Origin of the sequence: Pseudomonas fluorescens, from assembly GCF_002022275.1 — a bacterium.
Lineage (GTDB): Bacteria > Pseudomonadota > Gammaproteobacteria > Pseudomonadales > Pseudomonadaceae > Aquipseudomonas > Aquipseudomonas fluorescens_AJ.
Genome location: NZ_MSDF01000020.1, coordinates 1 through 14,924, shown reverse-complemented (window position 1 = coordinate 14,924; position 14,924 = coordinate 1). Strand labels below are relative to the sequence as shown.

At 60.1% G+C, this 14,924-nt stretch carries 16 protein-coding genes; 10 read left to right on the top strand and 6 right to left on the bottom strand.

What is annotated here, in order from left to right:
• Positions 1–7 precede the first annotated feature (7 nt).
• From BFW87_RS16715 to BFW87_RS16695, 5 genes are read left to right on the top strand one after another with little or no spacing between them, the layout of a single operon-like run.
• A complete protein-coding gene (locus tag BFW87_RS16715; RefSeq protein WP_078740861.1) occupies positions 8–1,132 on the top strand; it encodes a DUF1120 domain-containing protein in 1,125 nt (374 codons plus the stop codon).
• A 10-nt stretch (positions 1,133–1,142) separates the two neighbouring features.
• Entirely contained in the window at positions 1,143–1,793 is a 651-nt protein-coding gene (locus BFW87_RS16710) for a DUF1120 domain-containing protein (RefSeq protein ID WP_078740860.1), read from the top strand.
• Between the two features lie 40 nt (positions 1,794–1,833).
• Positions 1,834–2,463: a DUF1120 domain-containing protein gene (locus tag BFW87_RS16705; protein ID WP_078740859.1), complete on the top strand. Its 630-nt coding sequence runs from the start codon at positions 1,834–1,836 to the stop codon at positions 2,461–2,463.
• A gap of 37 nt (positions 2,464–2,500) precedes the next feature.
• Positions 2,501–3,121 (top strand): DUF1120 domain-containing protein, encoded by a 621-nt coding sequence (locus BFW87_RS16700; RefSeq protein ID WP_078740858.1) that lies wholly within the window; start codon positions 2,501–2,503, stop codon positions 3,119–3,121.
• Between the two features lie 36 nt (positions 3,122–3,157).
• On the top strand, positions 3,158–3,778 hold the full coding sequence (locus BFW87_RS16695) for a DUF1120 domain-containing protein (RefSeq protein WP_078740857.1): 621 nt from the start codon (positions 3,158–3,160) through the stop codon (positions 3,776–3,778).
• 25 nt (positions 3,779–3,803) lie between these two features.
• On the opposite strand, the gene BFW87_RS16690 is transcribed toward BFW87_RS16695, so the two are convergent.
• Both BFW87_RS16690 and BFW87_RS16685 read right to left on the bottom strand, forming a co-directional pair.
• The gene (locus BFW87_RS16690; protein WP_078740856.1) at positions 3,804–5,057 is read right to left on the bottom strand and encodes a CynX/NimT family MFS transporter; all 1,254 of its coding nucleotides are present in this window, start codon (positions 5,055–5,057) and stop codon (positions 3,804–3,806) included.
• Positions 5,047–5,706 carry a FadR/GntR family transcriptional regulator gene (locus tag BFW87_RS16685; protein WP_078740855.1) on the bottom strand — a complete coding sequence of 220 codons (660 nt, stop codon included), beginning with the start codon at positions 5,704–5,706 and terminating at the stop codon, positions 5,047–5,049. Before BFW87_RS16685 ends, BFW87_RS16690 begins: the two co-directional genes overlap by 11 nt.
• 159 nt (positions 5,707–5,865) lie before the next feature.
• Here BFW87_RS16685 and BFW87_RS16680 point away from each other — a divergent pair, with 159 nt between their 5' ends.
• Positions 5,866–6,177, top strand: coding sequence for a type II toxin-antitoxin system MqsR family toxin (locus tag BFW87_RS16680; protein ID WP_078740854.1), 312 nt, complete (start codon positions 5,866–5,868; stop codon positions 6,175–6,177).
• Positions 6,174–6,662 carry a type II toxin-antitoxin system MqsA family antitoxin gene (locus tag BFW87_RS16675; protein WP_078740853.1) on the top strand — a complete coding sequence of 163 codons (489 nt, stop codon included), beginning with the start codon at positions 6,174–6,176 and terminating at the stop codon, positions 6,660–6,662. The genes BFW87_RS16680 and BFW87_RS16675 overlap by 4 nt, the downstream gene beginning before the upstream one ends.
• A 60-nt stretch (positions 6,663–6,722) precedes the next feature.
• Here BFW87_RS16675 and BFW87_RS16670 read toward each other — a convergent pair whose 3' ends face one another.
• From BFW87_RS16670 to BFW87_RS16655, 4 genes are all read right to left on the bottom strand, one after another.
• The gene (locus tag BFW87_RS16670; RefSeq protein WP_003171943.1) at positions 6,723–7,487 is read right to left on the bottom strand and encodes an amino acid ABC transporter ATP-binding protein; all 765 of its coding nucleotides are present in this window, start codon (positions 7,485–7,487) and stop codon (positions 6,723–6,725) included.
• Positions 7,488–7,498: 11 nt separating this feature from the next.
• Complete coding sequence (locus BFW87_RS16665; protein ID WP_078740852.1) at positions 7,499–8,596, bottom strand: amino acid ABC transporter permease; 1,098 nt, start codon at positions 8,594–8,596, stop codon at positions 7,499–7,501.
• 10 nt (positions 8,597–8,606) lie between these two features.
• Positions 8,607–9,788: an amino acid ABC transporter permease gene (locus BFW87_RS16660; protein ID WP_078740851.1), complete on the bottom strand. Its 1,182-nt coding sequence runs from the start codon at positions 9,786–9,788 to the stop codon at positions 8,607–8,609.
• Positions 9,789–9,860: 72 nt separating this feature from the next.
• Positions 9,861–10,892 (bottom strand): amino acid ABC transporter substrate-binding protein, encoded by a 1,032-nt coding sequence (locus BFW87_RS16655; RefSeq protein ID WP_078740850.1) that lies wholly within the window; start codon positions 10,890–10,892, stop codon positions 9,861–9,863.
• A 346-nt stretch (positions 10,893–11,238) separates the two neighbouring features.
• On the opposite strand from BFW87_RS16655, the gene BFW87_RS16650 reads away from it, so the two are divergent.
• The 3 genes from BFW87_RS16650 (at position 11,239) to BFW87_RS16640 (ending at position 14,760) form a co-directional block, all read left to right on the top strand.
• A complete protein-coding gene (locus BFW87_RS16650; RefSeq protein ID WP_078740849.1) occupies positions 11,239–11,895 on the top strand; it encodes an alpha/beta hydrolase in 657 nt (218 codons plus the stop codon).
• Between the two features lie 96 nt (positions 11,896–11,991).
• On the top strand, positions 11,992–13,473 hold the full coding sequence (gene rhlB, locus BFW87_RS16645) for an ATP-dependent RNA helicase RhlB (protein ID WP_176159766.1): 1,482 nt from the start codon (positions 11,992–11,994) through the stop codon (positions 13,471–13,473).
• A 156-nt stretch (positions 13,474–13,629) separates the two neighbouring features.
• A complete protein-coding gene (locus BFW87_RS16640; protein WP_078740847.1) occupies positions 13,630–14,760 on the top strand; it encodes an NAD(P)/FAD-dependent oxidoreductase in 1,131 nt (376 codons plus the stop codon).
• The last annotated feature ends 164 nt before the right edge of the window (positions 14,761–14,924 follow it).

Below are 14,924 nucleotides of genomic sequence, written 5' to 3'. Positions count from 1 at the left end.
TTCTACCATGGGCCACAAACCCGTCTTGCTGTCGCTGGGCCTGCTGTTGGGCGCCAACGCCTGGGGCGATGAGTGCCAGCTGAGTCTGAGCGAAACCGTGCTGGATTTCGGCCTGATGAACCGCGCAGTTGCGTTGGTTCCATCAGCCGAACGCCTACTGGGCGACCGCCGCTTGAGCCTGACCCTGAACTGCCCGAACCCCACTGACATGAGCCTGTTCTATCGCGGTATTGCAGCCGGTGCCGAGCGTTTTCAGTTTACCCCGCGCGGCAGTTACAGCTTGCGGGTGAGCGATGCGCTGCTCGACGGTCAGGCAGTAGAACTGGGGCTGCTTGCGGGCAGCGGCCAGCCTGCCGTCAGCACCGGTGCCACCCTGCGCTGGCGCCCGGAGCACGGGATCGTGCCGATGCGCGCCGGGGTGCCGGTCAGTGGGCGCAGCTTGTCGCTGCAGCTTGAGGCGAGTGCCTGGGCCAGTGAAGCCGCTTCGCGGGTCAACGATGCCGTCACCTGGGAAACCAGCGGTGTTTTTGACGCGATCAGCACCGGGCGCTCGCGGGAGCTGCGCCTGCAAGCGCGCTTTGCCCCGGCGGCCTGCACGCCGAGCCTGTCCAACGGCGGCACGGTGGATTTCGGCAAGTTGTCGGTGATGGATTTGCACATGGACGAAGATACCGTCCTGCCCGTACGACCGTTAGTGCTCAGTGTGGCGTGCGATGCGCCCACGGCCTTCGCCCTGCGCCTGCAGGACAACCGCCTGGGCTCGGCCACCGGGCCTGGTGACGAAACCACCTACGGCCTGGGGCTCGACGCCAAGGGGCAAAAAATCGGCCGCTACGCGCTGATATTTGACCCGCTGCGCGCCACCGCCGACAGCTTTGCCCAGCTCTACCGCACCGACTCCCCTACCGGCAAAGCGCCGTGGAGCAGTTCCAGTGCCAGCCCGTTGGCCATCGGCGCCAACCGCCACTTGGGGTTTAACGCCAACGCCGGCAGTACCAGCGGCCCCGACCCCATCCAGCAACTCAGCGCCACGGCGAGCCTGGAGGCGGTGCTTGCACCGTTGGGTTCACTGGACCTGGGCAGCGAAGTGCGTCTCGACGGCGCAGCCACGCTCGAAATCAACTACCTCTAGGAGCATGTTCATGAAAAACCTTCTAATTCCTCTTGCCGTTTTTTCGCTTCTTGCAGCCGGCTCATTCGCCCAGGCCGCTTCCACCGTCGAACTGACCGTCAAAGGTCTGATCACGCCGATGGCCTGCACGCCGCTGTTGTCTGGTGGCGGAATGGTCGATTTCGGCAAAATCTCGCGCAACGACCTCAACCTCACCAACGGCACCCGACTGCCGCACAAGTACCTGACGCTGACCGTCAACTGCAACGCCGCCGGGCGCTTTGCCCTGCGCATGCGCGATAACCGCGACGGCACGGCGCACGTCAACAGCGAGATTTTCTACGGGCTCGGACTCGACAGCAGCGGCAACAAGATCGGCGTGTACTCGCTGACGTTCGACCCCAAGCAAACCGTGGTCGACGACCTCGCCGTGGTGTACGGCACCGAGTCCACCACCGGCGGCCTGGCCTGGCGCACCGCCAACCTCAACCCCATCGATGTCGGCTCACGCAGCCTGCTTGGCTTTACCGATGTGGTGGGCAGCACCTCCGGCCCGTCGGCGATCCAGACCCTCACCAGCACCCTGAAGCTGGAAGCCACGATCAACGCGCGGCAGAACCTCGACCTCAGCGTGGAAACGCCGATGGATGGCTCTGCGACGTTGGAAGTTGTGTACCTGTAAACCCTGAAACACCTCACTTTCCCTAGTTAGGAGCAACACCATGAAGAAGTCCCTCCACCCCCTGATCGCCGGTTTGTTACTGGCGGGTACGGGTCATGCCTTCGCTGCGTCCAGTGTCGACTTGAGCGTAAAGGGCACGATTACACCAAGCGCCTGTACACCGAGCATCCCCAACGGCGGCGTGATTGACTACGGCAAACTTTCCGCCAAGGCGCTTAATGTCGACAGAGTCACACGACTGGACACTGAGTACCTGGAACTCAGAGTCACGTGTGATGCGGCCACGCTTTTTGCACTGCAAGGCAGCGATAACCGAGCAGGCTCGGTACCCACTGGGCACGAGGGCAACTTCGGTCTGGGCATCATCAATGGCGATGAAAAACTCGGTTCCTTCTACGCAGGATTTGATACAGCGGTGGCCGACGATGTGCCTGCCAGATTCATCAATTCTTATGACGGCGGGGTAACCTGGAACCCATGGCCAGGAGGCGGCCTGTGGGACGGAGGTACCGTAGCCGTAACCAACAACACGGGTATCGCGCCGATTCCGGTGAAGGTGATGACCACCGAGATGGCGGTCTTTACGTTGATCGCTCCCACCAGAACCCTGACCTTGACTGAAGAGGTATCCATCGACGGTTCTGTCACGGTCACGGTCCTCTATCTCTAAAAACAATAAGCCTGCAACCTGATCAGGAGCCACACCGATGAGCATCACCCGCAACCTTCTGGTCGCCGCATTGCTGGCGAGCAGCGGCAACGCTATGGCCGCTTCCAGCGTCGACCTGGCCGTCACCGGCACCATCACCCCCAGCGCCTGCACACCCAGTCTGGCAGACGGCGGCGTGGCCGATTTCGGCAAAGTCTCCGCCAAGGATCTGCGCCCTGACTGGCCCACTTACCTGCCCCACCAGAGTATGCAGATGACCGTGACCTGCGATGCCGCGACGCTGTTCGCCATCGCGCCCACCGATAACCGTGAAGGGTCGGAGTCCGAGCTCGACTACTACAACTTCGGTATCGGCATGATTAATGGCAGTGAAAAACTCGGCTACCTCACTGCAGCATTGTCTAACCGCATGGCGGACGGTGTACCCGTCTTCGTTATTGGCTCACGCGATGGCGGGCAAACCTGGGCGAGTGAGCCGCATCTCATGGATGACGGCCTCACTGCATTCGCCGAAAACGGCAAGCGCGTTCCCATCGCGATACAACAACTCACGACTGACCTGCAGATTCAGGCCGTCATCGCAGCGTCGCAAAACCTGACGTTGAACAAAGAGGAAAGCATCGATGGTTCCGTGACATTAACCGTCAATTACCTCTAACCCTGCGTCCCACTTTCCCTAGTCAGGAGCACCACCATGAGTATCCCTCGCAACCTCTCGTTCGCCCTGTTACTGGCGGGCGCCGGCAACGCCGTGGCTGCGTCCAGTATCGACCTGGCTGTCAAAGGTACGATTACGCCAAGTGCCTGTACACCCTCCCTGGCCAACGGCGGCGTGGCCGATTATGGCAAGGTTTCCGCTAAAGACTTGAAGGTCGATTCGCACACCCGCCTGCCCTCGCAAAAGCTGCAGATGACAGTGGATTGCGAGGCCGCGACGCTGTTTGCCCTGGCGGCCAAAGACAACCGTGAAGGAACAGAGTCCAGTCTCGACTATTACAACTTCGGCCTCGGCCTTATCAACGGCAGCGAAAAGTTAGGCTACCTCGAGGTAGCGTCGATGTATAACCAGGCAGACGGGGTGAGAGCTACAACCATTGGCTCAAGAGATGGCGGTGAGACCTGGGATTTCGAGTTGTCCTACATGGACGATGGTCTCACCGCTTTCGCCGGATCAGGCAACTATCTCCCCATACCGATACAACGCCTTACGACGGAGCTGAGCATCCAGGTAAACATCGCACCGTCCAAAAACCTGACGTTAATCGAGGAGCAGCCTATCGACGGCTCCGTGACGTTCACCCTCCACTACCTGTAAACCCACGGCGTGCAGCAGCGCAGGTTCAAAGCCTCTCGCTGCTGACACCCACGTACAACGCGCGCCCGGCCCCCAGGCCGGCAAGGATCGCGCCCACGCCGATCACGCCAAATACCCAACCGGTGGCGCCCCAGCCACCGGTCCAGTCATGCAGCACGCCCACGGCCAACGGCCCCAGGGATGCCAGCGTATAGCCAATGCCCTGAGCCATGCCGGACAGGTTGGCGGCCACATGGGAATCACGCGAGCGCAGCACGATCAACGTCAGCGCCAGGCTGAACGTACCGCCTTGGCCCAGGCCGAGCAAAATCGCCCAGCCCCACAACCCTTCAATCGGCGCATACAGGCAACCGAACAGCCCACCGAGGGTCAGCACCATGACCACCACAATGCCCAGGCGTTGATCCTTGCCACGCGTGGCCAACCAGGGCGCCGTGAGTGCGCTGAGCAATTGCACGATGATCGAACCGGACAGTGCCAACCCCGCTTCGGTGGCACTCAAGCCACGGCTGATCAGGATCGACGGCACCCAGCCGAACACGATGTAGGCCAGGGACGACTGCAGCCCCATGTACAAGGTGACTTGCCACGCCAGCGGGTCGCTCAGCAGGCCCTTCACTCGATAGGCGACTTGATGGGCGCCGTGTTTCGGTCCGACTTGGGGTAACCAGAACAACGCTGCGACCAGCGCGGGCAGAATCCAGAAACCCAGGCCCATGTTCCAGCTGTCGTCGAAATAGTGACTCAACGGCACCGTGGCGCCCGCTGCCAGCGCCGCACCCAGGCACAGCGCCATGGTGTACACGCCGGTCATGGTGCCGGCCTGTTTGGCGAAGTCGCGCTTGACGATACCGGGCAACAGCACGCCGATAACGCCGATGCTGGCACCCGCGATCAGGCTGCCGGCAAATAGCCCGGCCTCGCCAAATGAACTGCGCAAAATGATGCCGCCAGCCAATGTCAGCAAAATCCCCAGTACCACGCGTTCGGCGCCGAAACGCCGAGCCAGGATGGGGGCAAGCGGCGCGAACAGGCCCAGGCACAGCACCGGCAAGGTGGTCAGCAAGCCGGCCTTGGCGGCCGATAATCCCAAGCTGTTGGATACCTCACTGAGCAACGGCGACATGCTCGATAGCGCCGGGCGCAAGTTCAGCGCGACCAGGATCAGGCCCAGCAGCAACAGCCACGGGCGGCTGACCACAGGGTGACTGTGTTGCACGGTGTCGTCGTCGGCTTCGGCGTCGATCAACAGCTCTTCGAGTTTGGTTTCAGGGTTCATTGATCAACTGCCGGCAGAGGGATTTGGCGCGTTCCGGGTCTTGTTTTTCGACGGCTTCGAGCAAGGCGATATGCAGGTCGAACACTGCCTGGCGGCGCGGAGTGATGTTCAAGGTCTGACGCAACTGGGCTCCGACGATGGCGGAAAAGTACTGGTACAGCTCGCTAAGGGCCGGGTTGTGCGCCGCGTCCACCAGGCGTTTGTGGAAGACCAGATCGGCGCTGATATAGGCCTCGAGGTCTCCGTGATACAGCGCGCCGCTGGCTTCAAGCGCTTCGCGCAAGCCTTTGAGGTCTTCCTCGGTGCGGCGCAACGCCGCGAGGCTGATCGCCTCCACTTCCAGAATCTGCCGCGTTTCCTGCGCCTGCTCGAGGGTGCAATGGGACAAGGCGCGCATCGTGCCCAGCGGGTCAGTCATCGAACGCAGGTAGCTGCCATCACCCTGGCGGATTTCGATCAGCCCGGAAAACGCCAACACGCGCATGGCTTCGCGCACGGTGTTGCGGCTGATGCCCAATTCGGCAGACAGCTCGGGCTCGGTGGGCAGGCGTTCGCCAATGGCCCACACACCCTGGCTGATACGCAGGCGCAGTTGCTCCAGGGCCTGATCGACTAGGGAGCGTTTGATCAAGGGGGCGATGTCTGTCATGGGTTTTGCGCTTTCGTCCAATCATAGGATGAATTTTCCTACAGCCTATTCGGAGTTGCCTACAAAGGCAACGCACTAGGGTTTTGAAGCAAGGAAATGAACCGAATTTTCGATTGGTAAAATTACCCTTATAGGGTAATTATTGGACTCAGGTGTCTTATGGAAAAGTACACACCTCACTACGACTTGGCGCTGGTTAAAGCTGAAGTCATGAGATCAGGTAGAAGGGCGTTCACAGCCAGCGCCTGGGAAGGCGCTCGACGACTCAAGTTGTGCACTAGCCAAATGCAACAAGTGGTCTGCGCCCTTGAAAAACCAATGTTGCACAAATCAATGACGACCTATGCAGACCATCGGGTATGGCAGGACGTTTACCTGATCAAAATTTACGGCACGGAGATTTACATCAAGGTCACTTACCGCCCTGGCGGTGGTCCTCCCGTAATCTCCTTCAAGGAGAACACCCTATGAGAACCCAGCAATGCATGAGCTGCGGTAGCCATGACGCTATGCAACATTTCGAAGGTCGCACTTTCACGATCAACACCCGGGGAATGATTCGGGATATTCCGGACATTGCAGGTTGGGAATGCGAGGTCTGTCATGAAGTTGAATTCGATCACGACGACGACAGCGCTGATCGTTATGGAGAAGCTTCCGATCTGCTGTTGATCGACGCGCGTAAAATCATCGCCGCCGAAATGAAGCGAATCCGCCGCAAACTGCACCTCACACAAAAAGACGCAGTGAGGCTCTTCACCGTCCGCGGGCACAATGCATTCTCGCGCTACGAACGGGCCGAGATTTTTCCACCGGAGCCGTTGCTTACATTGATGCGCCTGCTGGATAAACATCCGCACCTGCTGGCTGAGGTAGAAGCCCTTGCTGTCGGTGATGACCTGAACCGTCTGCTCATCGCGAAAGACGCGCAACCGCTCGCAGCACAAGCCTCCTGAAAAAACCAGCAGGCAAAAATAAACCCGGCACCGGGCCGGGTTTATTCATTCATCCATCGATCAATGCAAAATCTGGCTCAAGAACAACTTGGTCCGGTCATTCTGCGGGTTGTCGAAGAAGTCATTCGGTGCTGCCTGCTCAACGATTTCACCCTTGTCCATGAAGATCACGCGGTTGGCCACGGTGCGGGCAAAGCCCATTTCGTGGGTCACGCACAACATGGTCATGCCGTCTTCGGCGAGGCCGATCATGGTGTCGAGTACTTCCTTCACCATTTCCGGATCGAGTGCCGACGTCGGCTCATCGAACAGCATGATTTTCGGCTTCATGCACAGCGCACGCGCGATGGCCACACGCTGTTGCTGGCCGCCGGACAGTTGCCCCGGAAACTTGTGAGCCTGCTCCGGAATGCGCACGCGCTCAAGGTAATGCATGGCGATTTCTTCAGCCTTGCGCTTGGGCATCTTGCGCACCCACATCGGCGCCAGCGTGCAGTTCTGCAGGATGGTCAGGTGCGGGAACAGGTTGAAGTGCTGGAACACCATGCCGACTTCACGGCGGATCGCTTCGATCTGCTTGAGGTCATTGGTCAGTTCAACACCATCGACCACGATGCGGCCTTGCTGGTGCTCTTCCAGACGGTTGAGGCAGCGGATGGTGGTGGACTTGCCCGAACCCGACGGGCCGCACAGCACGATGCGCTCGCCCTGCTTGACGTTGAGGTTGATGTCTTTCAACACGTGGAACTGGCCGTACCACTTGTTGACGCCCTGCATCTGGATAATGCCTTCAGGGCTCACAGGCTGTTTGATCGCTTCGCTCATAACAACAACTCCTAACGCTTGTGGCCTGTGTCGAGCTTGTGTTCCAAATGAATGGAATAGCGCGACATACCAAAACAGAAAATCCAGAACACCAGGGCGGCGAACACGTAGCCTTCAGTGGCCATGCCCAGCCATTTCGGGTCGGCGGCAGCTTGCTTGACGCTGTTGAGCAGATCGAACAGGCCGATGATGATCACCAGACTCGTGTCTTTGAACAGCGCAATAAAGGTGTTCACGATGCCGGGAATGACCAGCTTCAGGGCTTGCGGCAGAATCACCAGGCCCATGCTGCGCCAGTAACCCAGACCCATCGCGGCAGCCGCTTCGTACTGACCTTTGGGAATCGCCTGCAAGCCGCCGCGCACCACTTCAGCCACGTAGGCCGACTGGAACAGGATCACGCCGATCAAGGCCCGCAGCAGTTTGTCGATGCCCATGCCTTCCGGCAGGAACAACGGCAGCATCACCGAAGACATGAACAGCACAGTGATCAACGGCACGCCGCGCCAGAATTCGATGAAGGTCACGCAGACCACACGAATCGCCGGCATGTTCGAACGTCGGCCCAATGCCAGCACAATACCCAACGGCAAGGCGCCGGCGATACCGACGGTGGCGATCACCAGGGTCAGCATCAGGCCGCCCCATTGGCTGGTCGCCACGTTGGTCAGGCCGAAGACGCCGCCATGCAGCAGGCAGTAGGCAATGATCGGGTACAGCACCAGGAAGCTCAGGCCGTAGACCGCCTTGCGTGGAAACCGCGAGACGAACAACGGCGCCACGCCAACGATGGCCAGCCACACGGTCAGGTCTACGCGCCAGCGCAGGTCGCCGGGGTAGTAGCCGTACATGAACTGCCCGAAGCGCTGTTGGATAAACACCCAGCAGGCGCCCTCCTTGGTGCAATCGGCGCGCGTGGTGCCAACCCAGTTGGCGTCCAGAATCGCCCAATGCAGAATCGGCGGCACGATCAGGTAGATCAGGTAAAACGCCAGCAAGGTCAGCAGGGTGTTGAGCCAACTGGAGAACAGGTTGGCGCGCATCCAGGCCATCGGCCCGAACACTTTGCCCGGCGGCGGCATATCAGGTTTGAAAGTATGCGTACTCATGCGTGTTTCCTCACCGCTCGATCAGCGCAATGCGCTTGTTGTACCAGTTCATCAGCAGGGAAATGCTGATGCTGATCGCCAGGTACACGCTCATGGTGATGGCAATGACTTCGATGGCCTGGCCGGTCTGGTTGAGCACCGTGCCGGCAAACAGCGAAACCATTTCCGGGTAGCCGATACCGGCGGCCAGCGACGAGTTCTTCGCCAGGTTCAGGTATTGGCTGGTCAGCGGCGGAATGATCACCCGCAGGGCTTGCGGGATGATGACCTTGCGCAACGTGGGACCTGGGCGCAGGCCCAGGGAGCGCGCGGCTTCGGTCTGGCCGTGGCTGACGGACTTGATGCCCGAACGCACGATCTCGGCAATGAAAGCTGCCGTGTACACGGTAAGCGCCAGGGTCAGTGCCAGCAGTTCAGGAATGAGTACCCAGCCGCCGACGAAGTTGAAACCTTGCAGCTTTGGCATTTCCCAGTGCAGCGGTGCACCGAAGATCAGCGCGCAGAGTGCCGGGATCACGATGAGCAGCGCCAGGCCCGCCCAGAACTTGTGAAACGGTACGCCAGTGGCTTCGAAACGTTTGTTGGCCCAACGCGCCATCAGCACGATTGCCACGATTGCCACAACGACGCTGACCACAAATGGCCAGAAGCCGTCGGCGGCAAGCGCTGCCGGCATGTTCAGGCCACGGCTGCTGACAAAGAAGGTGTCGCCAAAATTGTGGCTGGCGCGCGGTCCCGGCATGGTCAGGAACACCGCGAAGTACCAGAACAGGATCTGCAGCAGCGGTGGAATGTTGCGGAACACTTCCACATACACGGTCGCCAGCTTGTTGATCATCCAGTTCGGCGACAAGCGTGCCACGCCGATGATGAAACCGAGCAGGGTCGCCAGGACCACGCCGATCACCGTCACCAGCAAGGTGTTGAGCAGGCCGATCACAAAGACCCGGGCATAGCTGTCCGATTCGGTGTAATCGATCAGGTGTTGCGCGATGCCGAAGCCGGCACTGCGCTCAAGAAAGTCGAAACCCGAGGTAATGCCCCGGTGTTGCAGGTTGGTCTGGGTATTGTTGAAGAGGTACCAGCCCAGCGAGACCACCGCCACTATCGTGATGATCTGGAAGAGCCACGCACGCACTTTGGGATCGCTGAAGCTGAGCTTCTGCTTTGGTGCGCCGATTTGAGTTTGCATGAAGTGCCCCGGAAAAAATGGAACAGAACATCACCCGGCGGTTGGCCCACCGGGTGACAGAACCATCAACGATCAGCGTACTGGGGGAGCGTATTGAATGCCGCCGTTGGTCCACAGTGCGTTCAGGCCACGGTCGATTTCCAGCGGAGTGCCTTTGCCGAGGTTTTTCTCGAACACTTCGCCGTAGTTACCGACCTGCTTGACGATCTGAACAACCCAATCTTTCTTCACTTTCAGGTCTTTGCCGTATTCGCCGTCAGCACCGAGCAGACGCGCAACGTCCGGGTTCTTGGTGGACTTGGCTTCAGCTTCGACGTTTTTCGAGGTGATACCGGCTTCTTCAGCGTTGAGCATGGCGTAGCCAACCCAGCGCACGATAGCCAGCCACTCGTCATCGCCATTACGCACGACTGGACCCAGCGGTTCTTTGGAAATGGTTTCCGGCAGAACCGAGTAGTCCTTCGGCGAGGCCAGCTTGCTGCGCTGTGCAAACAGTTGGGACTTGTCGGAGGTCAGCACGTCGCAACGACCGGATTCCAGCGACTTGGCGCTTTCGTCCGAGGTGTCGAAGGTGATCGGCGTGTACTTGAGGTTGTTGGCGCGGAAGTAATCGGAAACGTTCAGCTCGGTGGTAGTACCGGCCTGGATGCAGATGGTTGCACCGTCCAGTTCCTTGGCACTTTTCACGCCCAGCTTGTTGTTTACCAGGAAGCCAACACCGTCGTAGTAGGTGATGAAGCCCGGGAATTTCAGGCCCATGCCGGCATCGCGAGAGCTGGTCATGGTGGTGTTACGCGACAGAATGTCGACTTCGCCGGACTGAAGCGCGGTGAAACGCTCCTTGGCATTCAACTGGCTGAATTTGACCTTGGTCGCGTCGCCGAAAACGGCAGCGGCTACAGCGCGGCACACGTCAGCGTCGATCCCGAGGATCTTGCCGCTGGCATCGGGTACCGAGAAACCCGGCAGGCCGTCACTCACGCCACATTGCACGAAGCCTTTCTTCTGCACGGCATCCAGAGTGGCACCCGCTTGGGCGAAACCACTCACACCCAGTACAGCCGCCGCACACACGATGGCCAGGGTGGATTTCAATACCTTCATTCAAACCTCCAGTTTTGCTCTTGTTGTGTCGAAGCTCGAACTTCAGCGCACCCTTATGAGGCGATATCGACCTGTGTTGGCTTTTTTTAGGTCAAGCGGCATGAAGTCGTCGCAGTAATTCCAGTTGCTATCCCACAAGCGGCAGTCACTGATAGTGTTACCGTCCTGAGATAGTCCTGACATCGACCAACACATAGCAAGGCCCGTACCAGAGTGCTGGCTGAGTCGTTCCAACCCTTGGTCAATAGAAAAAGATTCAGCGTTGCGACATTCTCTTAACAGATCAATGCATTGCGCACCGTTCCGATGCACCCAATCGGAGCGCGCGCACATATATGGAGCAGACATGACCGAACCCTTGATTCTTCAGCCCGCCAAGCCCGCAGATGCCTGCGTTATCTGGTTGCATGGCCTGGGTGCCGATCGCTACGACTTTTTGCCGGTGGCCGAGGCGCTGCAGGAAACTTTACTCACCACCCGCTTCGTTTTGCCCCAGGCGCCGACCCGTCCGGTGACGATCAACGGTGGTTATGAGATGCCCAGCTGGTACGACATCAAGGCCATGAGCCCGGCCCGCTCCATCAGCCTGGAAGAACTGGAAACCTCGTCCAAAACCGTGACGGACCTGATCGAAGACCAGAAGAGAACCGGAATAGACGCCTCGCGGGTTTTCCTCGCCGGTTTTTCCCAAGGTGGCGCCGTGGTGTTCCACACCGCCTTCCTTAAATGGCAGGGCCCCTTGGGCGGCGTGATCGCCCTCTCCACCTACGCGCCGACCTTTGGTGATGAGCTGGAATTGTCCGCCAGCCAACAGCGCATTCCGACGTTATGCCTGCACGGCCAGTACGATGACGTGGTACAGAACGCGATGGGCCGTAGCGCCTATGAGCATTTGAAGACCCGTGGTGTCACCGTGACATGGCAGGAATACCCAATGGGTCACGAAGTGTTACCCGAGGAGATCCGCGATATCGGTGCGTGGTTGACCGCTCGCCTGGGCTGAAAACCACCCATTATGTAGCCACATGACAGACGCACTACGCCGCGCCCGATTCTTGCATTACACTGGCCGGCGTACATTCCTTAACCAATTAATGAGATCACCGTGCTCAAAGCACTTAAGAAGATGTTCGGCAAAAGCGAGGCTGAGCCGCTCGCGCCTGTTCCCAGTGCTCCTGTCCCTACTGCCAGCAGCCGCAATGACGGCAAACAGCCTGACCGGACCGCACCTGTCGCTTCTGAGAAAAAGCCGCCGGTGACACCACCTGAACAGGCCACTCCTGCCGAGGCCGCACCAGCGCCTGCTCCTGCTCCTGCGCCGAAAGCAGCTCGCCGTGAACGTGCGCCGAAACCGCCGGTTATCCCGTGGAAACTCGAAGACTTCGCCGTCGAGCCTCAGGAAGGCAAAACCCGCTTCCACGATTTCAAACTGGCTCCGGAACTGATGCACGCCATCCAGGACCTGGGCTTCCCGTATTGCACGCCGATCCAGGCGCAGGTGCTGGGTTTCACCCTGGCGGGCAAAGACGCCATCGGCCGCGCCCAGACCGGCACCGGCAAGACTGCCGCGTTCCTGATCTCGATCATCACCCAGCTGTTGCAGACCCCGCCGCCGAAAGAACGCTACATGGGTGAGCCGCGCGCACTGATCATCGCCCCGACCCGGGAGCTGGTGGTGCAGATCGCCAAGGACGCCGCCGACCTGACCAAGTACACCGGCCTCAACGTCATGACGTTCGTGGGCGGCATGGACTTCGACAAGCAGCTCAAGCACCTCGAAGCGCGCCATTGCGACATTCTGGTGGCCACGCCTGGCCGCCTGCTCGACTTCAACCAGCGTGGCGACGTGCACCTGGACATGGTCGAAGTGATGGTGCTGGACGAAGCCGACCGCATGCTCGACATGGGTTTCATCCCGCAAGTGCGTCAGATCATTCGCCAGACCCCGCCGAAAAACGAGCGCCAGACCCTGCTGTTCTCTGCGACCTTCACCGAAGACGTGATGAACCTCGCCAAGCAGTGGACAACCGACCCGTCCATCGTCGAAATCGAAGCGCTGAACGTCGCCAGCGAAAACGTCGAGCAACACATCTACGCCGTGGCCGGTGCCGACAAGTACAAGCTGCTCTACAACCTGGTCAACGACAACGGCTGGGAACGCGTGATGGTGTTTGCCAACCGCAAGGACGAAGTGCGCCGCATCGAAGAACGCCTGGTGCGCGATGGCGTCAACGCCGCGCAGCTGTCGGGCGACGTGCCGCAGCACAAGCGCATCAAGACCCTGGAAGGTTTCCGCGAAGGCAAGATCCGCGTGCTGGTGGCCACCGACGTGGCCGGGCGCGGGATTCACATCGACGGCATCAGCCACGTGATCAACTTCACCCTGCCGGAAGTACCGGACGACTACGTACACCGCATCGGCCGTACCGGCCGCGCGGGCGCTGCGGGTGTGTCGATCAGCTTTGCCGGTGAAGACGACTCGTATCAGTTGCCGTCGATCGAGACGCTGCTGGGTCGCAAGATCAGTTGCGAGACGCCGCCGACGCACCTGTTGCGGGCTGTGGAGCGCAAACGCCCGTAAAGGTTGAAATGCAGTAAAACGGTGGGAGCGGCTTGTGTGGGAGCTGGCTTGCCTGCGATGGCATCACTGCGGTGTGACTGACACACCGAAGTGCTTGCATCGCAGGCAAGCCAGCTCCCACATTGGTTTCAGCGCTTTCAAACTTGCGGAGGAATCATGAACCACGCCGACTACCTCATCATCGGCGGCGGCATTGCCGGGGCATCCGCCGGCTACTGGCTGTCGCAGCATGCGCGCGTCATCGTGCTGGAGCGCGAGTCGATGCCGGGCTACCACTCCACCGGGCGCTCCGCCGCGCTGTACATCGCCGCTTACGGCACCCCGCAAGTACGCGCCCTGACCCTGGGCAGCCGTGCCTTCTTCGACCACCCGCCTGCCGGTTTTACCGAGCATCCCTTGCTGACACCCCGTGGTGAAATCGTGGTGGACCTGATCGGCGATCCGGTGGAGCTGCAACGCCAATTCCTGAAAGCCAAGGCGCTGGTGCCGCAAACCCGGCTGCTGGAAGTGGAGGACGCGATGAACATGATGCCGATCCTGCGCCCAGAGAAAGTCCACGGCGCCTTCTGCGACCCGACGGTATGCGACATCGACACCGACGCGCTGTATCAGGGCTTCCTGCGCGGGATTCGGCGCAATGGTGGCGAGATCCACACCGACAGCGAAGTGCAGCATCTGAACCGCGACGCTCAAGGCGTGTGGCAAGTGCGCACGGCGCACCAGGACTTCAGCACGCCCGTGGTGATCAACGCTGCCGGGGCCTGGGCCGACACCCTTGCCGAGCTGGCAGGCGTGCCCAGGATCGGCCTGCAACCCAAGCGCCGCAGTGCCTTCACCTTCGCGCCGCCAGCGGGCGTGGATATTCACGCCTGGCCCGAGCTGGCAGCCCTGGACGGTTCGTTCTACATGAAACCGGACGCGGGCATGTTCCTCGGCTCACCGGCCAACGCCGACCCGGTCGAGCCCCACGACGTACAGCCTGAAGAGCTGGATATCGCCATGGGTATCTACCACATCGAAGAAGCCACCACCCTGACCATCCGCCGCCCCACACGTACCTGGGCGGGGTTGCGCAGTTTTGTCAGCGATGGGGATTTGGTGTGCGGGTTTGATCCGCGGGTGGAGGGGTTTTTCTGGATTGCGGCGCAGGGTGGGTACGGGATTCAGACATCCCCGGCGATGGGCCAGGCGAGTGCGGCGTTGGTGCGGGGTGAGCCGTTGCCTGAGGCGCTTGTCGGGTATGGTTTGACCGAGGCGATGTTGTCGCCTGGGCGACTGAATCGCTGAACACTGTGGGAGCTGGTTTGCCTGCTATGGCGCTGTAATGTTTGACGCTTGGACGGGGGTGTATATCCGGTATTTGGGTAACGGCGGCTTAGGGTTCCGCCCTTACGGCGGGTCACTTTGGAAAAGAGCCGGAATGCCGGCCCAGCCCAAAGTAACCAAAGGGC